Source organism: Streptomyces sp. MMBL 11-1 (assembly GCF_028622875.1).
Lineage (GTDB): Bacteria > Actinomycetota > Actinomycetes > Streptomycetales > Streptomycetaceae > Streptomyces.
Genome location: NZ_CP117709.1, coordinates 4,321,681 through 4,343,096, shown reverse-complemented (window position 1 = coordinate 4,343,096; position 21,416 = coordinate 4,321,681). Strand labels below are relative to the sequence as shown.

The window sequence follows — 21,416 nt, the reverse complement described above, 5'->3', positions numbered from 1 at the left end:
TATGTCCGTGGTTACGTATTCCCCCTTTTCATCCGAGGCCCGAGAGGCGGTCCGCATGGCCCGAGAAGGAACCGCTCGTCCGTGCTACCGCCGCACCTGGATCAGCGCGTGGGTGCCGCGCGTGCGCCAGGTGTCCCCGGAGTGCTCGAGAGCGTCCAGCGTTCCCTCCTCCAGGCCGACGACGACGTCGGACTTCAGGGTCCGGAGCGCCGCCACCGCCCCCGGGAAATACGCGGTGAGATCGGCGAAGGGTGTCGTGGCGTCCCACCGTCGGTCGCCCACCAGGCGGCGGTAGTTGAGATCGCCCTTCAGGATGGTGAGCGCGGCGCCCGCGAACTCGCCGCGCAGGTCCTCCGGCATCTCGCCGTACGGCTGCGGAGCGCAGAAGAACGGGTGGGTGCGGACCTCCAGGTTTCCCGCCGCCATGGCCTTCCACAGCCGGCCGCCGATGCCGCCGGCTTCACCCGGCGCCTCGACGAGGCGGCGGAGGCAGTCGACGACGTCGGCCGTCATCGCGTCGGAGACGTAGTAGGGGTGGGGCTTCACGTGAAGTACGACCCGGTCGGCATGCCGCTGTTCGAGGAGGTGGTCGATGAGGATCAGGTCGGGGATCAGCTCTCGGCCCGCGTTGTCCGCCACCACGGCGACCGTGGCGTCGGCTCCGGCGGGCAGAAGCCGCCACAGGAGGGCGCTGTCGTCGGCGACCAGCGCGGGGGCGGCCTCTGCGGCCTCCGGTTCTCCCGCCGTGACGCGGAAGCCGAGGTCCGCGCGGTTGCCCCAGAGTGAGGCGTGGAGCAGGGCCGTGGCCCGTTCCTCGGCCGGCACGTTCGCGAGCGCGTCCAGGGCGCGCAGTTCCTCTTCCACCGCGCCGCCTCCCAGTTCGGCCTTCTTGAACGGCGCGAACGGATCGACTCCCTGCCAGGGACCGGCGCCGAAGTACCCGACCGCTCCGAGGAGCCTGCGGTAGAAGTAGCTCTCCGCCCACAGGAACGGAGCGTCGTACCAGGAGCGGCCGAAGTGCTCCTGCCCCGAGACCGCCCAGCGCTCGTGGTCGCGTTCCGTGGGGGCAAGCCGTTCGACGACACCGTTGGTGATCTCGTCCAGCAGGGCGTCGAGGGCTTCGTGCCGGCTCGGGTCGTACGGGAAGGCGTCGCGCACCTGCTGGATGAGAGCGGGGTGGCGCTCGGCCAGCACACCCCGGGCGAACGAACCGGGCTCGTTGCTCAGGATGACCGGAGCGTCCGACGCGGCGGCCGACGGGGAGGTGCGAGCCGCCTCTCCGCCCGAGGCACGGGGCGTCCTCGCACGGGGCGTCCTCGCACGGGGGGTCTTCTCTTTCATGGTGTCCCAGCCCTTCGTTTCTCGCCCATGCGTCCATGATGGCCAGGGCGCCGCCGCCGGCCCCGTTCTCCACCCGCACGTGCCACCGGATCGCGGACGGGCTCCGCCGTGCTTGGGGCCGGGCGGGCGGTCGGCCGCTCAGCCCTTGCGGTCAGGCCCCGTTGCGTATCCTCGCCAGTGTTGCGGCAGGGAACGCCGAGGGGGAAACGTGCTGGAGGACGGGAACAGCCCGCGGCTTGCGCGGGTCATCGTGCGCCTGGTCGCTGTCGGCTTCTGCATCGCGGCGGTGGCGGCGACGGCGGCCAACAGGGAGGGGCTCGGGCCGCTGGTGGCCTCCTCGGCCATTCTGGCCGCGACCCTGGGTCTTCATCTGCGGCACTCCGCCCGCGTGACCGTCCGCCGCCGGAAGCCGTGGTGGCCGTGGTCGCTCGTCGCCCACGGGGTCGTGACCTATGTCCCGTACCTCTTCTTCCAGGACACCTGGGTCGGCATTCCGGGGTCCTTCGCCGCCGCGGTCCTCCTGACCACGCCCCTGCCTCACGCATGGACCGGGTTCGCCGCGCTCGTCTGTCTCCAGGCTCCGCTGACGCTCGCGCTGGGGGAGACCATGAGCCAGGGCGTCAACGCGGTGGTGTCCCACGCCGTCGGCGGCCTGGCCCTCTTCGGGGTGGCGCGGCTCGCGGATCTCGCCGAGGAGTTGCAGGCCGCCCGGTCCGAACTGGCACAGCGAGCCGTCGACCACGAACGGCTGCGGTTCGCTCGTGATCTGCACGATCTGGGCGGCTACTCGCTCACGGCCGTCGCCCTCCAGTGCGAGGGGATCCAGCGCTACGTCCACAGCGATGCCGACCGTGCCGAGCGGGAGCTGATCCGGACGCAGGACCTCGCGCGGCAGGCACTCTCCGAGATGCGGGCCGTCTCCGCCGGATACCGGGTGCTGTCCCTGGAGCGGGAGGCGCGGTCGGCGGCCGAGCTGCTCGAATCCTTCGGTGTGACCGTCGACGTGGACCTGGCCGGGAGCCCCATGTCCGGGGAGGCCTGCGGGATGCTGGCCATCGTGGTGAGGGAGTCCGTCACCAATGTGCTGCGGCACAGCAAGGCCCGGCACTGCGGTATCCGCCTCACCGTCGGCGACGGCCCGGACGACCGTGGCTGGGTGTGTCTGGAGGTCTCCAACGACGGGGCCCCCGTCGGCGGGGGGCCCGCCGTACCCGGCAGCGCGCTGCCCGGGGGCCCTGGCGGCAGCGGCCTGCGCAACCTGCGTGAGCGGACAGCGGAGCAGGGAGGCCTGCTCACCGCCGGGGCCGACGGGAACGGTGAGTTCCGGCTCTCGGTCACGCTGCCTCGTACGGGCCGGGACGCGCGTCCTGACAGCGGCCTCGGCGCCCGGGCCATGAGGCCGGACGGGATGTCCAGACAGGGGTGACCGTCAGGAGACGGCCTTGGCCAGCCCGCCGGGTGTGCTCGCGGCACGCCGCATGACCGTCCTGCCGACGAGTACGGCCGTCGCGGCGGTCACCACGGGTGCTCCGGCCACCAGCGCCGCCAACGGCCATCCGGCCAGGGCCGGGACGGCCGAGCCGGTGAGCGCGAGGCTGAGCGGGACCAGCACCGCCGCGCAGATCAGCGCGGCCGGCGCCAGCGCGACCGCGCAGGTGAGCACGGCCTCCCAGGCGAGCATGCGCAGGACCTGGGCCGGCTGCGCGCCGGCCAGCCGCAGCAGGGCGAACTCCCGCCGACGGTTCGCCGTCGCCATGCCCAGGGTGTTGACGACGGCGATGGCGGTGAACACGTTGATCATCAACAGCAGGAGCAGAACGAACACCCCGGCGGCCCCGGCGTCGCCGTCCGCGCCCGGCGAGGTCCGTCCTGTTCCGCCGTCGACCCGGACCCCCGGGTACTGCGCCGCCAGGGCCTTCAGCCGTTGCTCGACGCCGCTTCGGTCGGCGCCCGCCGCGGTACGGACCAGGACGGCGTCCTCCAGGGCGGCCGGCGCGTGCCGTACCGCTGAGGCACGGGGGAGCAGCGCGTCGGCGAACCCACGGTCGTGGGAGTAGACGGCGGCGACGCGGAACGTGTCGTGGGCGCCGTCGTCCCAGTCGACACGGACCCGGTCCCCGGCCCCGACACCCAGGTCCCGGGCCGCGCCGGCCCCGAGTGCCAGGGACCCCGCGTCGATCCGGTCGGCCGAGCCCGTACGGACACCGAGGTCGAGCAGGTGGGGTACGGCATCGGTGCGCATCGCGATCAGCCTGCCGCCGATGACGGAGCGGGCGTCGCTCTCGTCGGCGTCCGCGCGCCGCAGCGCGCCGTCCACGGACAGTTGCCCCGAGGCGGCTGCCACTCCGGGTATCCGGGCGGCGCGCTCCGCGAACCCCGGCGCGATCGCCTGGCCCGTCGACGTCGCGACATGGTCGGCGAGGAGACGCTGTCGTTCCGCCTGCTCCACGCTCTGTGACGTGATCAGTGGGGCGCAGAGCAGCGTTCCGGTGAGGGAGACCGCGAGCACCAGGGGCGACACGGTGGACGTGAGCCGGGCGTTCTGCCCCCGCAGGTTCCGTACCGCCCAGCGGCCCTCCAACGGCAGGAACGGACGTACGGGGACCAGCAGCACCGCGCCCGCTCCCCGGCAGATCGGGGGTGCCAGCAGCGCCACCCCGACCATCAGGACCAGGACCATGCTCTCGGCCGTACCGCCGTCGCCGTCCAGGCGTCCGGTGGCCACCGCGCCCAGTGCGCCGGCCGCCGCGACGAGCACGCACACCCCGGCCAGCACGCGCCGCCACCCGATGCCCGGCGCGGGAGCGGCCGACTCGCGCAGCACCTCCACCGGGCGCACCCCCGAAGCGCGCCGGGCGGCCGTGAGCGACGCGACCTGGGCGACGATCACGGTCAGGGCGAGGGTCAGCCAGGGGGCGAGGGGCCCCACGGACAGGGTGAACGAAGGGGGCAGCACCTCTCCGTCCACCAGGAGCCGGTGCAGGAGCAGTGCGAGACCGATGCCGCCCGGTACGCCGGCGAGTGCCGCCGCCACGGTCACCAGGAGCGCCTCGGCGGCGATCATCCGGCGGATCTGGCCCGCGGTGGCGGCGACGGCCCGCAGCAGACCGATCTCGGTCATCCGGCCGGCGACGGCGAGCGACAAGGTGCCGGCGACGACGAACCCCGCCACGAACAGCGCGAGCGCCCCGAAGGTCCCGACGAGGGAGGAGAGGACCGACCCGGGATCCGGCACGTTCCAGAACTCCGCCACCGCCCTTTCCGCCCCGGCGGCGACCACGACCCCCGCGCCGCCGTCCCCGTAGAAGCGGTCGACCCGCCGTTCCACCTGCCGCCGGAGTGCTTCGGTATCCGTCGACGCGGTCGCGAGGACGCCGACGGCACGGACCGGCTCGGCGGAGTCCGCGAGCCGCTCCGCCTCCCCGGGCGCGTGGAACACGGCGTACTGGCGGACGAGGCGGGCCGGCGGGTCGGCGATGCCCGCGACGCGGTACACGTGCGGCCCCTCGGGGCCGGCCAGCCGCACGGAGTCCCCGATGCCACTGCCGAGGCGTTCGGCGAGGGCGCCGTCCAGCACGACTTCCCCGTCCCCGGCGGGGGCCCGCCCCTCCCGGAGGGCGAAGGAGCCGAGGACCGCGCTGTCCCACGAGTGGCCCAGGGAGGGGCCGCCCCACGGCGCCTCGACCAGCTCACCGGATCCGTCCACCGCCGTGGTGGGAAACGACAGCTCGGACACGGTCCGCTCGACGCCGGGCAGCCCTTCCAGCGCCGCACCGAGCTGTTCGGCCCGGGGCACGAAGGGCTGTCCGGACACGACCACGTCCGTCCCCGAATACCGCTCGGTGGGAGAGCTTCCGCGCGTACTCGATTCAAGGAGAACGGCACATGCCGTCGTCATGATCAGCGCGAGGACAAGAGCAACGAAACTCGCCACCCAGCTTGCCCTGCGGCCCGAAAGGGTCCGCCATGCGAGTCGGAACACAGACACCTCTCGAGCAAAAATGGATTCTCCCGATCCGGGTAGCGGTAGCCTACCGAAGCTCATGAGAATATTCACCAACTCCCTTGTCGACCAAGGGTTTTGGCCGATTCCACCACCCCGGACCATGTGTTCTTCACGGTTTGACTTGTGTGTTGTGTACTGGCGAAGCCATTTCGCCCATGAAAGATTTCGAGTCGTTCGAGTAAATCGAATGCAGGCGACTTCGCATGCAGGCGACTTCCCATGCGGACGACTTTGCATGCAGACGACTTTGCACGCAGACGACTCGCATGCAGACGACTTCGCATGCAGGCGCCAGAGATACGGGGGATGCGGAAATGCGGTACGAGGCGTATTGCATGGTGGACCGGACGTTCTTCGACTCGCCCTCGACGGCTCAGGACGACGGACACGCCTTCACCGCCGCGGGCCGCGAGCTCCCCCACGGGTGGCAGAGGGTCGGCCAGGACGACTGGCTCGTCTGCACACCGGAGGGCGCCCGCCGGCCGGCCCAGGGCTGGAAGGTTCACGCCTCCGGGCACAGGGACAACGCCGAGAAGATCCTCGACGCCGTCTGGAACTACTGCGTCCCCCGTGGCATCCCGTTCAAGTTCCTGCGCGGCCAGCACATCCTGCAGCTGCGGAACATGAAGTACGCGACCCGGGGAGCCAGCGGCAAGCTGGTCACGATCTACCCGGCGGACGAGGCGGAACTCCGCGAGGTGCTCGACGGGATCGACACCGTGGTCGGGGGCGAGCCGGGCCCGTACATCCTGAGCGATCTGCGCTGGAACCAGGGCCCGTTGTACGTGCGTTACGGCGGATTCGTCGAGCGCCACGTCGTCTCCGGGAAGGGCGTCCTGGAGCCCGCCATCGAGCGGCCCGACGGCACGCTCGTACCCGATCGCCGCCTTCCCGGCTTCCACGTCCCCGACTGGGTGACCCTGCCGGAGTTCCTGGAGCCGCACGCCGAGGCACGGCGCGCCACCTCTCTGGCCGACCTGCCGTACACCGTCCGCCGCCCGGTGCACTTCTCCAACGGGGGCGGTGTCTACCTGGCCGAGGACGTCCGCACCGGCCGGGAGGTCATCCTCAAGGAGGCACGCCCGTACGCGGGGTTGACCGCCGACGGGAGGGACGCGGTCAGCCGGCTCAAGCAGGAGCGGGACGTCCTGGAGCAGCTGGCCGGCCTCGACGCCGTTCCGGCGCTGCTGGGCCACTTCACCGTGGACGGCCACCACTTCCTCGCCCAGGAGCTCATCGAGGGACGCCCGTTGAGCAAGTTCTTCGGCCTGAAGTACCCGGAGACCGGACCGCGGGCCGATCCGGCGGAGCTCGCCGCGTACACGGAATGGGCGATGGGCGTCTGCCGGGCCGTGGAGCGTGCGGTCGCCTCGGTGCACGAGCGCGGCATCGTCTTCGGCGACCTGCACCCGTACAACATCATCGTGGGCGACGACGGCAGGGTGGGGCTGATCGACTTCGAGGTCGCGGCTCCGGCCGAGGCGGGAGCGGCCCGGATGCTGGGGCACCCCGCGTACGCCGCGCCCCGGGACCGTGAGGGGTTCGCTGCGGACACCTACGCCCTGGGCTGCATCGAACTCGCGGTGTTCCTGCCGCTGACCGCGCTGCTCCGGCACGACCTGCGCAAGGCCGCGGAACTGGCCGACGAGATCGCCGCACGGTTCCCGGTGCCGAGGGAGTTCCTGGACTCCGCTGTCCGCAAGATCCTCGGCGACAGCTCCGCCGCGGACGCCGACGAGAGCGTCCGCGGCGGCGTCACGGACCGGCTCTCCCGGTCGGCCCGCCCCCGCGCCGACCGGGAGAGCTGGCCCTCCGTACGCGACTCACTGGCGGCGGGAATTCTGGCCAGCGCCACGGTGGACCGCGACGACCGTCTGTTCCCCGGTGACATCGCGCAGTTCACCACCGGGGCGCTCAACATGGCCCACGGCGCGGCGGGCGTCCTGTACGCGCTCGACGTCACCGGAGCCGACCATCGGCCCGAGCACGGCAGATGGCTTCGCGAACGAGCGCTGCGCAAGGAACAGCGGGCCAGGATCGGCTTCTACGACGGACTCCACGGGGTGGCCTTCGCCCTGGACCACCTGGGACATCGCGACGACGCCCGGAGCGTCCTCGACCGGTGTACGGCCGAGAAGTGGCAGCGCCTCGGCACGGACCTCTTCAGTGGCCTGGCCGGAGTCGGACTCAACCTGCTCCACTTCGCGGGAGCTACCGGCGACGCCGCCCTCCGGGACGCCGCCCTCGACGTGGCCGGCACCGTGGCGGAACGCATCGGCTCGGAGACGGACGTTCCCGAAACGAGCGGCGGGCCCCACCCGAAAGCGGGCCTCATGCACGGTTCGTCGGGCCCGGCCCTGCTCTTCGTCCGCTGCTACGAAGCCACCGGCGAGGAGACGTTCCTCGACCTCGCGGCGACGGCACTCCGCCAGGACCTCCGCCGTTGCGTGGTCCGTGACGACGGCGCCCTCCACGTCAACGAGGGCTGGCGCTCGCTGCCGTACCTCGCCGAGGGCAGCGCGGGCGTGGCCATGGCGGTGCACGAGTACCTCGCCCATCGGGACGACGAGCGCTTCCGGACGGCGGCGTCCGGCGCGCTGATCTCGTCGGGCTCCCAGTTCTACGTCCAGTCGGGCCTCTTCAACGGCCGCGCGGGCATCCTCGCCCATCTCGCCGCCGTGTCACCGGAGCCCACGCCCTCCGCCGATCCGCTCGTGGCCGCACAGATCGAGGCGCTGAACTGGCACGCGCTGGAATTCGAGGGTCATCTCGCCTTCCCCGGCGAGCAGTTGCTGAGGCTCTCGATGGACTTCGCGACCGGATCCGCCGGTGTGCTCTTCGCGCTCGGGTCCGCACTGCACAGTGACCCGGTCCACCTGCCGTTCCTCCGCCCGCGACCGACGGGCGGCGTCGGCTCCGACGCCGCCGGCCGGGCCCTCTGATCCCCCGCGCCACCCAGACCTGCCCACCGACGACGGAGGGCGCCCGCCACGCGGGCACGCGCATCCGCGCCGAAAGGAGGTGATTGGAAGATGTCTCTGCTCGATCTGCAGGAAATGGAACTGCCCGTCGAGTCTCCCGAGGAGGAGCTGCTCGGGAGCGGCCGGAGCCAGCACTGCTCCGACGCCAGCTGGGTCTTCTGCTGAACCCGGCCGCATCGGGCCGCTCGCCGGCCCGCCTCGTATCCGATGAACATCGACGAAAGGAAGCATCATGTCCGTGCTCGACCTTCAGGAAATGGAACTGCCCGTCGAGTCTCCCGAGGAGGAGCTGCTCGGGAGCGGTCGCAGCCAGCACTGCTCCGACGCCAGCTGGGTCTTCTGCTAAACCCGGACGCGTCGGGCCCGTGCACAGCGGGCTGAGAACGTCATGCACGGCTTCCAGGCCGTGAGCGGTTCCGGTCGGCGGGTGTCGCAATCACCCGCCGGCCGGGCCGTGTTCCGTCCAGCGACACCTCGGTCCTCCGCCAGGGAGCAGAGCATTGACCGCGAGTCATCCGACGCCCACCGTATCCCGGGGACCGGACCGCGCGGCAGACCGCGTTCTGCTGCGGACCGCCCGGGACGGCGGCGTCTGGACCGTGGTCCTGCTCGTCACGGCCGTTGTCTCCACCGCCGCACAGATCCTGTTCCCGGCCCTCCTCGGCAAGGCCCTGGACTCCGCGCTCTCCGACAACGGCACGGGCGGCTGGGTGGCCGGCTGCGCCGTGGCCATCGCCTCCATGGTCCTGGCCGACGCGTTGTTCGAGAGGGCCGCCGGAATCGCCGCCGCCCGTGGCACGGCCCGGCTGCGGCGGTCGCTGCTCGGGCCCCTGCTCACATGGCCGGGCCCCGGACGCCCTCGCACCACCACGGGTGACATGGTGAGCCGCCTGGTGGGGGCGGCGGGAGAGGCGGGCGGCGTCGCCGCCGTGCTCGTGCGTGCGGCGCTGTCGGTCGTGCCCGCCGTCGGCAGTGTCGTCGCCCTCTGGCTCATCGATCCCTGGCTCGCCGGCACCTTCCTGCTCGGCTTTCCGGCCGTCATCTGGCTCCTGCGTACGTTCACCCGTCGCATCTCCGACGTGTCCACCCGGTACCTGGAGACGCAGGGACGCCTCGCGACCGCTCTGCTGGAAGCCCTCGCGGGCCGCCGCACCATCGCCGCCGCCGGCACGGCGCGGGCGGAGGTACGCAGGGTCCTGCGCGTCCTGCCCGAACTCGGCCGGCTGGGCCGTGGGACGTGGCAGGCACAGACCCAGGTGGCCGGGCGGTCCGCCGTGATCACCCCGCTCCTGGAGATCGCGGTCCTGTCCGTGGCGGGCTTCGCCCTGTCCGGCGGGCGCATCACCGTGGGCGAGATGCTGGCCGCCGCACAGTACGTGGCCATCGGGAGCGGCCTGGGCATGACGACGATGCTCCTGGGCAGGCTGGCCCGGGCCCGGGCAGGGGCGGAGCGGGTCCGGGGGGTGCTGGAACAGCCCGCCATGGAGTACGGCGACCTGCGACTGCGGCCAGGGCCGGGCCACTTGGAGCTGCGGGACGTCCAGATGACCGCCGGGGGACGGCGCGTCCTGGACGGGGTCGACCTGACGGTCCCGGGAGGCTCGTGCATGGCGCTGGTCGGCAGATCGGGATCCGGGAAGACCCTGCTCGCCGCGGTCGCCGGACGTCTGGCCGACCCGGAGGCCGGGACGGTCCTGCTCGACGGCGTACCGCTGGACCGGCTCACCCGCCACGACCTGCGGGCCGCCGTCGGCCATGCCTTCGAGCGGCCGGCCCTCTTCGGGGAGACGCTGGGCGATGCGATCGCGCGGGGAACCGGCCGGCCGGCCCGGGCCGTGCCGGCCGCCGGGACGATACTCGCGGCACGCGCCGCCGACGTGGACGGCTTCGTCCGTCGGCTCCCGGACGCCTACGCGACCCCTCTCGCGGAAGCCGCCCTCTCGGGAGGCGAGACGCAACGCATCGGCCTCGCCCGGGCGTTCGCGCACTCCGGGCGGCTGCTCGTCCTCGACGACGCCACATCCAGCCTGGACACGGTCACCGAGCACCGCGTCGGCACAGTGATCACCGAAACCCTGCGGGACCGGACCCGGATCGTCGTCGCTCACCGCGCGGCGACCGCGGCCCGCGCGGACACCGTCGCGTGGCTCGACGGCGGCCGGGTCCGCCGGACCGGGCCGCATCGCGAACTCTGGCGCACGGAACCGGACTACCGGCAGGTCTTCGGGTGCGCCACCGCGGCCGAGGAAGTGCCCACGTGAGACGGGAGCCGCGGGGGGATGCGAGGAACCGGACCCGGCGTGAGGCGCTGCTCCCGCTCCTCGTGGCCCCCCTCACGGCCCGCCCGGGGCTCCTGGTCGGACTGGTCCTGTGGTCCTTGGTGGAAGCCGCTCCGGCCCTGCTCGCCGGTCACCTCGTGGCCCGGGCGGTCGACCAGGGCTTCGCCGCGGAAGCCCCGCTGACCGGTCTCGCCTGGCTCGCGCTGATGGGGGTCGGCATCTTCGTCGGCGCGTGGGGAACCCGGCAGGCGTACCCGCTCCTCGCCGACGTGGTCGAACCGTTCCGGGACGACCTGGTGCGCCAGGTCACCGAAAGCTCCCTGGACCAGGCGGTGTCGGGCCGGCCCGTCGACGCGTCGGGCGTCTCCCGCCTCACCCTCCAGGTCGAAATGGTGCGCGAGGCGTACGCGGGCGTCCTCATGGTCGTCCGCGGGTTCCTCCTGACGGTGGGCGGAGCCCTGTTCGGCCTGGTGTTCCTCGCTCCGCCCGCCCTGCTCTTCGTCGTGCCGCCGTTCCTCGCCGGGCTCGGTCTCTTCCTGGTGCTGCTGCGCCGGATGGCCTCGGCCCAGCGGGATGTCATCGTCGCGGACGAACACATCGCGGAGGCGGCGGGCGCCGCGCACGCGGCCGGCCGGGACATCGTGGCCTGCGGCGCCGAGGACGGAGTACGGGCGGAACTGATGGACCGCCTCGGCGCCCAGGAGTCCGCCGCCCGGCGCCTCGCCGCCCTGATGCCGGTACGGGTGCTGTGCCTGGCCGTCGCGGGCTGGCTCCCCCTGATCCTGCTCCTGGCGGCGGCGCCCGGTCTCCGCGCGGACGGGCTGACCACCGGCGCGATCCTGGGCGCGGCGACCTACGTGACCGGCGGGCTGCAACCCGCGGTCCGCTCGCTCATCCAGGGGCTGGGCGGCAGCGGCCTGCGTCTGGCGGTGGCCCTGCGCCGGATCCACGAGGCGTCGCCACGGCCGGCCGCGCCCACCGGGCAGGAGCTCCGCGCGACCGCCGACGGGCGGCGGCCACCGCATAAGGCCTCCCCCGTCCCCCCGGCCTCCCCCGCCTCCCTCGTCTCCCCTGTCTCCCCCACGCGCGCCTTCCCGTACGGCGTCGCGTACGACATCGAGCTCACCGCCGTCACCTTCGGCTACGGCCCGCACGCGGATCCCGTCTTCCGTGACCTCGACCTCGTACTGGAGGAAGGGGGGCACCTCGTGGTGGTCGGCCCGAGCGGAATCGGCAAGTCCACTCTGTCCGGCCTGATCAGCGGGGTCCTGGAACCCGGCAGCGGCCGGGTCGGGCTCGGCGGCACGCCCCCCGCCTCCCTCGCCCCGGCCGACCTGTCCGCACGGCGCGTCCTCGTACCGCAGGAGGCGTACGTGTTCTCGGGCACGCTCAGGGAGAACCTGCGCTACCTGCGCCCCGACGCCTCCGAGCAGGACGTGACCGCCGCCGCCGACGCGGTGGGCGCGGGACCGCTGGTCGCCGCTCTCGGCGGACTCGGCGCCGACATCGATCCCGTCGCCCTCTCGGCGGGCGAGCGACAGCAGATCGCGCTCGCCCGCGCCTATCTCGCGCCGGCCCCCCTGGTCCTGTTGGACGAGGCGACCTGTCACCTCGATCCCGCCTCCGAGGCGCGTGCGGAAGAGGCGTTCGCCCGGCGCCCCGGGTCACTCGTCGTGGTCGCCCACCGCATCAGCTCCGCACTCCGCGCGCAGCGGATCCTTCTCATGGACGGCAGCCGGGTGGTCATCGGCACACATGACGAAGTCCTGGAACAGTCGCACCTCTACCGCGACCTGGTGGGCCACTGGAGCGATGACAGGGTCAGAGCCACCCTGCCTCGGTCGCGATCCTGACCGCGTCGACCCGGCTGCGCGCCTGCGTCTTGGCCACGACGGACGCCAGATGATTGCGCACCGTCCCGACCGAGATGTAGAGCTGCGCGGCCACGTCCCGCGTCGACTCCCCCCGCGCCGTCAGCCGCAGCACCGCCACCTCACGCGGCGTCAGCGGGTTGTCCATCACCGAGGCCGACGCGATCGCCAGCTCGGGGTCCAGCACGCGACGCCCCTGCGCCACCTGTCGGATGTCCTCGGCGAGCCGCGAGGTCGGCGCGTCCTTGCGGATGATCCCGAAGACCTTCGCCGCCAACGCGCGGCGCAGGTGTTCCGGCCGCGCCACGCTGGTCAGCAGGAGGGTCCGGCAGGACGGTAAGTCGCGCCGCAGGTCCTGCGCGGCGGTGATCCCGTCCGTACCGGGGAGGTCGATGTCGAGAACCGCCACATCCGGCAGCGTGCGCAGAGCGACGGGAACGATGAGGTCGCCGTTGTCGACCGCTTCCACGATGTCGATGTCGGGTTCCTGGGACAACAACGCGGTCAGCGCCTGACGGATCAAAGGAACGTCCTCGGCCAGAAGCACGCGTATCCGCGCGCCTGCTCGGGTCACGCCTTCTTCGGCTCTTCCTTCCAGCACGTTTACGCCCCCTGCTCCAACGCTTCACATCTGGTGGGCCACCAGTATCTCCGAGCGGGGCCCGTACGGCCCCTGATCCGGCCCGTGTGGTGAGCCGTCGACGGGAGCCGAGCACCGGTTGCCCCGTACGGATGAAACCGCGCGACGCGGACGGGCCGGGCAAGGCTCCTCCCGCACCGCGCGTTCCCGCACTCCCGACCTCGCCGGGGCGCCTGAAATAGCCTGAACTTGCCGCTTCCTGCCGCGAGTTGAGGGTTTATCTACGCGCGGAGCATGGGCCACCGAACGATCATCCGGGCATATCAGACGACTTCTCGCGCGGGCATTACCGGCGGGTACCGCGAGCTGCTAGAAACTGCATCGCTCCCCCAACCCCCCACCCGTCCCCCACAGCTCGTCCTCCCCCTCATCCCCCCACACTTCGAAGGGCTGGCAGCCATGTCAGTACGCAGAATTCGCGCATCGGTCATCACGCTGGCGCTCGCCGCCGTGGCCGCTCTCGGCGTCGCGGGACCGGCTTCCGCGACCGACTCGGCCGCCGCGGGCGGCTATGTCGCGCTCGGCGACTCCTACTCCTCGGGTGTCGGCGCCGGCAACTACCTCTCCGACAGCGGCGACTGCCGGCGCAGCGCCAACGCCTACCCGTATCTGTGGCAGGCGGCGAACTCCCCCGCCTCGTTCGACTTCGTCGCCTGTTCGGGGGCGACCACCTCGTCCGTGGCGAGCAGCCAGCTGGGCGTGCTCAACCGGTCCACCTCCCTGGTCAGCGTCACCGCCGGAGGCAATGACGTCGGGTTCGCCGCCGTCATGCAGGACTGCGTGCTGTCGAGCGAGGCCACCTGCGTCAACAGCGTGAACAACGCCATCGCGCAGATGAACAACTCCCTGCCCGGCCGCCTCGATGCGCTCTACGACGGCATCCGGGCCCGCGCCCCGCAGGCCCAGGTCGTGGTCCTCGGCTACCCGCGCTTCTACCGGCTCTCCGGCAGTTGCTTCGCCGGGCTCACCGAGAAGGAACGGGCCGCGATCAACAACGCGTCGGACGTACTGAACGACGTCCTCGCCAAGCGGTCCGCCGACGCCGGGTTCACCTTCTCCGGCGTGGTGGACGAATTCACCGGGCACGAGCTGTGCTCCGGGGACGCCTGGCTCCACAGCGTCACGGTGCCGATCCACAACTCGTACCACCCCAAGGCCGCGGGGCAGTCGGGCGGCTATCTCCCCGCCTTCCGCTCGGCGGTGTAGCCCGGCGGTGTAGCGCGGCGGTGTAGCGCCTCTGTGCAGCGCGGCGGTTCAGTTCTTCGTACGGGGCGGCGGTTCACCGGGTGGCCGGTGGGCCGCCGTTCTCGGCTCAGTAGCGCTCGACCAGGTGCTCGCGGCCGGCCGGAGGCTCGTACGACTCGGGCCAGAAGTCCGTCACCCCTGTGATCAGCCCCTTCTCGTCGAACGTGAAGAAGTGGATGGCGTCCATCTCCTCCGGCGCTTCCCCCGGCTGATTCCCCGTCACCGTGAACCCGGTCCGGGCGGCGGCCTGCCGGCCCTCCGCGTCGGCGACGATCCGCTCGACCCGGACGTGCCAGTCGCCCGGATACTCCTGGTTGAACCGGAGATACCGCTCCTTGCCGAGGATCCGCTCCCGTGTCTGCGGCAGGTCGTACACCACGTCGTCGGCGAGGGTCGCCCCGAACGCGCCCCAGTCGCGTGCCTCGGCCGCCGACCAGTACGCCTCGACCGTCCCGCGCAGGGCGGCCGTCGTCGTCCCGCGCGTGCTGCCGGAAGCCGCCCCGGGCGCGGTGCTGGAAGCCGCCCCGCCCGTGCTGCCGGAAGCCGTCCCGGGCATGGCTCCGCCCGCCGTTCCGCCTGTCATGTCGGTCATGGAAAAGAGTCTGTACCCCGCCACTGACAATCGGCCGGAGAAGCCCCGAGGACCGACGCCGCCCGCGGCTATCCCTGATACCGCGCGGGGCGCGACGCCTTGATCGAGTACATCAGCGGGATTCTCGGACGGTCCGCCGGAAAGCGGTAGTGGCCGTCCGCGTGGCGCTCCAGCGTGCCGAACCGCTGGACGAGCGAGGAATCGTGCTCATGGAGGAGTTCGATCCGCAGGCCGGCCGCGGCGAGCGCCGTGACCACCCGGCCCACCGGGTGCTGCCACTCGACGCTGCGGTTGTGCACGGTCGGCGCGTCGAGGTCGGCGTACGTGCCCGGCGTCTCGTCCACCCAGGCGTCGCGGCTGAAGTAGTCGTCGGTGACGACCGATCCGGTCTCGTCCATCGAGTCGGTCAGCGGATGGAACTCCGCGAGGTAGAGGAATCCGCCGGGCGCGACCAGCGAAGCCGCCGTCTCGGCCCAGCGGTCGAGGTCGGGCAGCCAGCCCAGCGCGCCGATGCCCGTGTAGACGATGTCGTACGCGGAGTCGGGGACGGCGGCCGGTGCGTCGTACACGTCGGCCACGACGAACGACGCCCGGTCCGGGCCCAGTTCCAGCGACCTGGCCAGGCCCCGGGCGGTCTCGACGGCGGGCTCGGAGAAGTCGAGGCCCACCACCCGCGCGGCGCCGCGCCGCGCCCAGGAGAGGGTGTCCAGGCCGAAATGGCACTGGAGGTGCAGCAGGGTCTTCCCCGTCACGTCGCCGACCTCGGCCAGCTCGAAGGCGCGCAGCACGTCCTTGCCCGCCAGGAACGCGTCCAGCTCGTAGTAGTCGCTCGCCACGTGGATCGGCACGCGTTCGTCCCAGCGCGCGCGGTTCGTGTCGCGCCAGTCGTCCGGAGTCGGAGAGTACATGTCCGGAAGCTACCCACTGGCCCGGGGAGGGCGCGAGTGGATATCCGGCGCTCGCCAGCGCTCGGTCCCGGTCCGGCCGACCGCCCGTCCACCTGGGCCGGCCATGCCGGAATTGCTCGTTCTCGTTTTCCGTCCCGCGCGAAAGAAGCCGCTCTCGATTTCCCCGGTGAACGCGTCCACCGGCGATGGCACGGGCGCCCGGAAGGACGACTTCGCTTTCCTTTCGGTCCGTACGTGCGGGCCGCGTGGGAATCCAGGCGCACTACGGCGACCACACGTCTGCTTTACCTCGGCTTCACGTCGTCCGAATCCCGTCACGGGCCTGCCGCGGCATCGGGTTGGATGGGGGCATGACGACTGATGCAGCAGCTGTGCCCGACTGGGAGATGCGGTTCCGTGCGCCGCGCGTCTCCCTGCCCGACTGGGCCGAGGACGCCCCCGACCGCGCGCTGTTCGTCTCCAACGCCACCGGGACCTACGAGCTGTACGCGTGGGACCGGGCGAGCGGGCGGCAGCGCCAGGTCACGGACCGGCCGAACGGCACGACGGACGGCGTGCTGACGCCGGACGGCGAAGCGATCTGGTGGTTCAGCGACACCGACGGCGACGAGTTCGGGGTGTGGATGCGCCAGCCGTTCGACGGCGGGGAGGACGAGCCGGCCGCCCCGGGCCTCGCCCCCTCCTACCCGGCGGGCCTGGCCATCGGACGGGACGGTTCGGCGGTGATCGGCCGCTCGACCGACGAGGACGGCACGACGGTCCACCTGGTGCGGGCGCCGGGCGCCGAGCCCGTCGAGATCTACCGGCACCGGGAGTCCGCGGGGGTCGGGGACCTCTCCCACGACGGGACCCTGATCGCGCTGGAGCACACCGAGCACGGCGACGCGATGCACTCGGCGCTGCGCGTGGTGCGCCCCGACGGCTCCACGGTGGCCGAGCTGGACGACACCGAGGGCGGCACGAAGGAGCTGGGGCTCGCCGTTCTGGGCTTCGCCCCGGTGGCCGGCGACACCCGGCTCCTCGTCGGGCACCAGCGCCGGGGCCGCTGGGAGCCGATGATCTGGGACCCGGTCGCGGGCACGGAGACCGCGCTGCCGGTCGACCTGCCGGGCGATGTGGGGGCCGAGTGGTATCCGGACGGCTCCGCGCTGCTGATCGAGCACGGCTTCGAGGCCCGCAGCGAGCTGTGGCGGTACGAGCCGGGGGCCGCGGAGCCCGTGCGCGTGGAGACGCCCGCCGGCACGGTGTCGGGCGCCACGGCCCGCCCGGACGGCACGGTGGAGTACCTGTGGTCCTCGGCCGAGCAGCCGCCCGCGGTCCGGTCGACGAGCGGCGCGGTGGTCCTGGACCCGCCCGGCGCGAAGGCCCCGCCCTCGGTGCCCGTCGAGGACGCGTGGGTGGAGGGGCCGGGGGGCCGGATCCACGCCCTCGTGCAGAAGCCCGCCGCCGGCGAGGGGCCCTTCCCCACGGTCTTCGAGATCCACGGCGGGCCGACCTGGCACGACAGCGACGCGTTCGCCTCCGGCCCCGCCGCCTGGGTGGACCACGGCTTCGCGGTCGTCCGGGTCAACTACCGGGGCTCGACCGGCTACGGCCGCGCCTGGACGGACGCGCTGAAGCACCGGGTCGGCCTGATCGAGCTGGAGGACATCGCCGCCGTACGGGAGTGGGCGGTGGCCTCGGGGCTCGCGGACCCGGAGCGCCTGGTCCTGGCGGGCGGGTCCTGGGGCGGCTATCTGACCCTGCTCGGGCTCGGCACCCAGCCGGACTCCTGGGCGCTGGGGCTGGCGGCCGTACCCGTCGCGGACTACGTCACGGCCTACCACGACGAGATGGAGGCCCTGAAGGCGATGGACCGCACGCTGCTGGGCGGCACGCCGGAGGAGGTTCCCGAGCGTTTCGCGGCCTCGTCGCCGCTGACGTACGTCGACGCGGTGCGCGCCCCCCTCTACATCTCGGCGGGCGTCAACGATCCGCGCTGCCCCATCCGTCAGGTGGAGAACTACGTGGACCGGCTGGCGGCGCGCGGCGCGGTCCACGAGGTGTACCGGTACGACGCCGGGCACGGCTCGCTGGTGGTGGAGGAGCGGATCAAGCAGGTGCGGCTGGAGTTGGAGTTCGCCCTCAAGCACCTGGGGGGAGGCGTCGTCGCCGCCTCCCCGGGCCCCGAGGCGGGCGTAAGGGCCGAATAAATGGCGGACCCCGCTCCGGGAGTCCGGGGCGGGGAACCGTACCTTTGAGGGGTGTACCGGTTCCTGCTGACCCCGCGATGGTGGGGGATCAACCTCTTCGTCGTGCTGGCCATCCCGTTCTGCGTGTTCATGGGCACCTGGCAGCTCGGCCGCTTCGAGGACCGCGTGCAGTCGCACGAACAGGCGGAGAAGCAACCCGATCCCGGCACCCGGGCCGCGAAGCCCCTGGACGAGCTGCTGCCCGTCGACAAGGTGACGTCCGGCCGCCCGGCCGTCGCCACGGGCACGTACGCCGACCAGTTCCTGGTGCCCGGCCGCGAGCTGGACGACCGCCGGGGCTTCTACGTCCTGAACATGCTGCGTACGGACAGCGGCAAGGCCCTGCCGGTGGTACGGGGCTGGCTGCCCGGGTCCGCGAGCGGCGCCCGGGTGCCCGCCGCGCCGGAGGGCGAGGTCACGGTGACCGGCGACCTCCAGGCCTCCGAGAACGCCCGCAGCAAGGGCGTGAACGCCCGGGGCGGGCTGCCCGGGGGCCAGGTCGGCATGATCAGCGCCGCGACCCTGGTGAACCTCGTGCCGTACGACGTGTACGACGCCTGGGTGACGCTTCCCGAGGCCGAGGCGGGCGGTACGGGCGGTGCGATGAAGCCGGTGCCCGCGGCGGCCCCCGAGGGCAGCGGCCTCGATCTGAAGGCCTTCCAGAACCTCGGGTACACGGGCGAGTGGTTCGTCTTCGCGGGCTTCGTGCTCTTCATGTGGTTCCGGCTGGTGCGCCGCGAGGCCGAGGCCGAGCGTGACATCGCGCTCGGCCTCGTACCGGAGAACCCGGCCGCCCCGGAAGGCCCGGGAGCCACGGATGCCGAGGCGGCCCGGAAGGCCCCTGCGGCCCCGTAGGACCCGGCGGCCCGAAGGGCCTGTCGGCCCGCCCGGGCGGCCTCCGAGATCCCCGCGGCCCCGGGAGGGCCCCCTGCCGCACCGGCGGGCCGGGCTCGCCGGACTACGACGTGGCGAGCACGCCCGTACGGTAGATCGTGCCGGAGCAGGCGTTGGGGATCTTCGTCTCCGCGGTGGGCGCTCCCGTCTCCGGGGTGTGCGTCACCGCGACGCTGCCCTCCGCCGTGCCCCCGCCGTCCTCGTTCAGCGCCTGCGTGTCGACGCCGGAGGGCTGATCGGTCCCGCCCTCGCCGACCGATCCTCCGGCCCCGTCCGCCGACGGGGTCGGGCTCGGCGAGGGTCCCACGGTCGGGCAGGTGTCGGTCGGCACCCAGGCGAACCGCACCTCGTACGCCATGGTCGGCTTCAACAGCACCGTGCCCGGCTCCTGCGAGGGGTCGGGCAGCCCGGGGGCCGCGTCGCCCGCCGCGTGCTGGACCACGCCGATCTTGAGCGGGTCGGCCGCGCCGATGGCGGTGAAGCCGACCGTGCCGTTGCTGCTGACCGTGCAGTCCGTGCCGGACACGTTGGCGATCCTGAAGCTGCCGTAGACCGTGCCGTCGGCTCCCGGTGCGTCGGTACCGGCGGACGCGACGCCGAGCTGGCTCGGGTCGCAGACCGGCAGGGAGGCGAGATCCGCGCTCGGGGAGCCGGTCTCCTCGCCCGTCACCGCGCCGTCGGGGTCACTGCCCTCGCCCCGGGTGGGGCTGGGCGCCGGGGCGGCCTCGCCGGCGCTGCCCTCGCTCTCCCGCTCGGTGGGTTCCACGGTCCGCCGGCCGGGTGCCTCGGGGCCGGTCTCGTCCCCGTTGCCGCCCTGGGCCTGCTCGCCGTGTCCGGCGATGGCGGGGCGGGCGTTGGACGGGCCGTCCGAGGTCGCGACGTGGACGAAGGCGGGGACGGCGGTGCCGATCAGCAGGGCCGCCGCGGCCACCCCGACGACGGCCTGCCGTCGCCTGGCCCGGCGGGCGGGGACGGCGCGGTGGAGGTGGTCGAGGGTGCCCTCGGAGGGGGCCAGCTCCCGCACCGCGCCGTGCAGCATGCGGCGCAGGGCCACCTCGTCCAGCTCGTCGGAGGCGGGCGCGCCCCGGTCACGGCCGAAGAGGTCGGTGAGCGTGCCGACGAGGGTGTCGTCCGGCCCCTCGGAGGAGCTGCCGGAGCCGGAAACCTCACCGGAACGGGGGACCTCACGGGAGCCGGAAGCGTTGCCGGAGCCCGAAGTCCTGCCGGAGCCCGAAGCGTTGACGGTGTCCGTGCTGGAGCCGGTCTCGCCGGCGTCGGCGTCGGTCTCGGCGCTCACGGCGGTCCCCGTAACCGGGCCCGTATCCGAATCCGTCGCCGTACCCGTCGCCGTACCCGTGTGCGTGTCCGTCGCTGCTTCCGCCGCCCCCGGGTCCCGCTCGTCGGGGTCCTCGGCGGCCTCGCTGTCCGCCACAGCGGGCGGCACGGCTTCGGGGGTCGCGTCCGGCTCGGGCCCCGCGCTCCCGTGCGGGCGGTCCGGATCGGTGTGCGGAGTCTGCTCCGGCCCGTGGTTCACAGTTCCGTTTCCCGTCGGGTCATCCTCGTGCCTGTGCTCGTCGCGCTGCTCGGGCCCGCTCATGCCTGGGCCTCCATCACGACGCGCAGCGCCGCGATACCCCGGGAACCGTACGCCTTGACCGAGCCCAGCGAGACACCCAGCGTCTCGGCGACCTGGGCCTCCGTCATGTCCGCGAAGTAGCGCAGCACCAGCACCTCGCGCTGGCGTCGCTGGAGCCCCTTCATCGCCTTGATCAGCGCGTCCCGCTCCAGCTGGTCGTAGGCGCCCTCCTCCGCGCTCGCCATGTCCGGCATCGGCTTCGAGAGCAGCTTCAGCCCGAGGATGCGGCGGCGCAGTGCGGAGCGCGAGAGGTTGACCACCGTCTGCCGGAGATACGCGAGGGTCTTCTCCGGTTCGCGGACCCGGCTCCGCGCGGAGTGCACGCGGATGAACGCCTCCTGCACCACGTCCTCGCAGGACGCGGTGTCGTCCAGCAGCAGGGCCGCGAGGCCGAGCAGGGAGCGGTAATGGGCGCGATAGGTCTCGGTGAGATGGTCGACCGTGGTTCCCGCTGCCACCGTCTCCTCAGCGCCCCCGCGCTGCGAGGGCAACTGTGCCGCACGGGCGGCGGACATGGGCGCGATCACCGGCATGCCGCCGGGCGCACGGGGCCGCCGGAGCGGACGCGCCGGCGCGCCTCGCAACGGGCCCACCACTGTGATGTCGAGAACCTCTGCTGCCACGCCTGTTGGACACGCTGCCCCCCGTCAGGGTTGTACGCGTACGGCGCCACGTTCGACGCTGTGCGACATGCCCTCATACGTACCTGCTCTTCCCCAAATGCCCCGTCATCGCGTCTGGCCACGCAAGAAGTGACCGCATAGACGCAGCCCGGCCGAGGTGCGGTTGCAG

Annotated in this window: 16 protein-coding genes; 9 read left to right on the top strand and 7 right to left on the bottom strand. The window is 72.7% G+C overall.

Annotated elements, in window-relative coordinates:
* Positions 1–84: 84 nt before the first annotated feature.
* Positions 85–1,341 carry a damage-control phosphatase ARMT1 family protein gene (locus PSQ21_RS19080; protein WP_274031795.1) on the bottom strand — a complete coding sequence of 419 codons (1,257 nt, stop codon included), beginning with the start codon at positions 1,339–1,341 and terminating at the stop codon, positions 85–87.
* 208 nt (positions 1,342–1,549) lie between these two features.
* Here PSQ21_RS19080 and PSQ21_RS19075 point away from each other — a divergent pair, with 208 nt between their 5' ends.
* Positions 1,550–2,767: a sensor histidine kinase gene (locus tag PSQ21_RS19075; protein ID WP_274031793.1), complete on the top strand. Its 1,218-nt coding sequence runs from the start codon at positions 1,550–1,552 to the stop codon at positions 2,765–2,767.
* A 3-nt stretch (positions 2,768–2,770) separates the two neighbouring features.
* Here PSQ21_RS19075 and PSQ21_RS19070 read toward each other — a convergent pair whose 3' ends face one another.
* Positions 2,771–5,386: an FtsX-like permease family protein gene (locus PSQ21_RS19070; protein ID WP_337961678.1), complete on the bottom strand. Its 2,616-nt coding sequence runs from the start codon at positions 5,384–5,386 to the stop codon at positions 2,771–2,773.
* A gap of 296 nt (positions 5,387–5,682) precedes the next feature.
* Here PSQ21_RS19070 and lanKC point away from each other — a divergent pair, with 296 nt between their 5' ends.
* From lanKC to PSQ21_RS19045, 5 genes are all read left to right on the top strand, one after another.
* The gene (lanKC, locus tag PSQ21_RS19065) at positions 5,683–8,289 is read left to right on the top strand and encodes a class III lanthionine synthetase LanKC (protein WP_397989397.1); all 2,607 of its coding nucleotides are present in this window, start codon (positions 5,683–5,685) and stop codon (positions 8,287–8,289) included.
* 90 nt (positions 8,290–8,379) lie between these two features.
* Positions 8,380–8,493, top strand: coding sequence for a SapB/AmfS family lanthipeptide (locus PSQ21_RS19060; RefSeq protein ID WP_274031790.1), 114 nt, complete (start codon positions 8,380–8,382; stop codon positions 8,491–8,493).
* A gap of 67 nt (positions 8,494–8,560) precedes the next feature.
* Positions 8,561–8,674 carry a SapB/AmfS family lanthipeptide gene (locus PSQ21_RS19055; protein ID WP_274031789.1) on the top strand — a complete coding sequence of 38 codons (114 nt, stop codon included), beginning with the start codon at positions 8,561–8,563 and terminating at the stop codon, positions 8,672–8,674.
* A gap of 154 nt (positions 8,675–8,828) precedes the next feature.
* Positions 8,829–10,589 (top strand): ATP-binding cassette domain-containing protein, encoded by a 1,761-nt coding sequence (locus PSQ21_RS19050; RefSeq protein WP_274031788.1) that lies wholly within the window; start codon positions 8,829–8,831, stop codon positions 10,587–10,589.
* A complete protein-coding gene (locus PSQ21_RS19045) occupies positions 10,586–12,460 on the top strand; it encodes an ATP-binding cassette domain-containing protein (protein WP_274031787.1) in 1,875 nt (624 codons plus the stop codon). Before PSQ21_RS19050 ends, PSQ21_RS19045 begins: the two co-directional genes overlap by 4 nt.
* On the opposite strand, the gene PSQ21_RS19040 is transcribed toward PSQ21_RS19045, so the two are convergent.
* Positions 12,429–13,052: a response regulator transcription factor gene (locus tag PSQ21_RS19040; RefSeq protein WP_274031786.1), complete on the bottom strand. Its 624-nt coding sequence runs from the start codon at positions 13,050–13,052 to the stop codon at positions 12,429–12,431. The genes PSQ21_RS19045 and PSQ21_RS19040 overlap by 32 nt on opposite strands.
* 465 nt (positions 13,053–13,517) lie before the next feature.
* On the opposite strand from PSQ21_RS19040, the gene PSQ21_RS19035 reads away from it, so the two are divergent.
* Positions 13,518–14,324, top strand: coding sequence for an SGNH/GDSL hydrolase family protein (locus PSQ21_RS19035; RefSeq protein WP_274031785.1), 807 nt, complete (start codon positions 13,518–13,520; stop codon positions 14,322–14,324).
* Positions 14,325–14,430: 106 nt separating this feature from the next.
* Here the strand turns inward: PSQ21_RS19035 and PSQ21_RS19030 are convergent, their stop codons facing one another.
* Complete coding sequence (locus PSQ21_RS19030; protein ID WP_274035829.1) at positions 14,431–14,823, bottom strand: nuclear transport factor 2 family protein; 393 nt, start codon at positions 14,821–14,823, stop codon at positions 14,431–14,433.
* A gap of 200 nt (positions 14,824–15,023) precedes the next feature.
* Positions 15,024–15,863: a class I SAM-dependent methyltransferase gene (locus PSQ21_RS19025; RefSeq protein WP_274031784.1), complete on the bottom strand. Its 840-nt coding sequence runs from the start codon at positions 15,861–15,863 to the stop codon at positions 15,024–15,026.
* 350 nt (positions 15,864–16,213) lie between these two features.
* Between PSQ21_RS19025 and PSQ21_RS19020 the strand changes: the two genes are divergently transcribed.
* Both PSQ21_RS19020 and PSQ21_RS19015 read left to right on the top strand, forming a co-directional pair.
* A complete protein-coding gene (locus PSQ21_RS19020) occupies positions 16,214–18,055 on the top strand; it encodes a S9 family peptidase (RefSeq protein ID WP_274031782.1) in 1,842 nt (613 codons plus the stop codon).
* Positions 18,056–18,106: 51 nt separating this feature from the next.
* On the top strand, positions 18,107–18,949 hold the full coding sequence (locus PSQ21_RS19015) for an SURF1 family protein (protein WP_274031780.1): 843 nt from the start codon (positions 18,107–18,109) through the stop codon (positions 18,947–18,949).
* A 103-nt stretch (positions 18,950–19,052) separates the two neighbouring features.
* Here PSQ21_RS19015 and PSQ21_RS19010 read toward each other — a convergent pair whose 3' ends face one another.
* Both PSQ21_RS19010 and PSQ21_RS19005 read right to left on the bottom strand, forming a co-directional pair.
* Entirely contained in the window at positions 19,053–20,585 is a 1,533-nt protein-coding gene (locus PSQ21_RS19010) for a hypothetical protein (protein WP_274031779.1), read from the bottom strand.
* Complete coding sequence (locus PSQ21_RS19005) at positions 20,582–21,157, bottom strand: SigE family RNA polymerase sigma factor (protein WP_274035827.1); 576 nt, start codon at positions 21,155–21,157, stop codon at positions 20,582–20,584. The genes PSQ21_RS19010 and PSQ21_RS19005 overlap by 4 nt, the downstream gene beginning before the upstream one ends.
* Between the last annotated feature and the right edge of the window lie 259 nt (positions 21,158–21,416).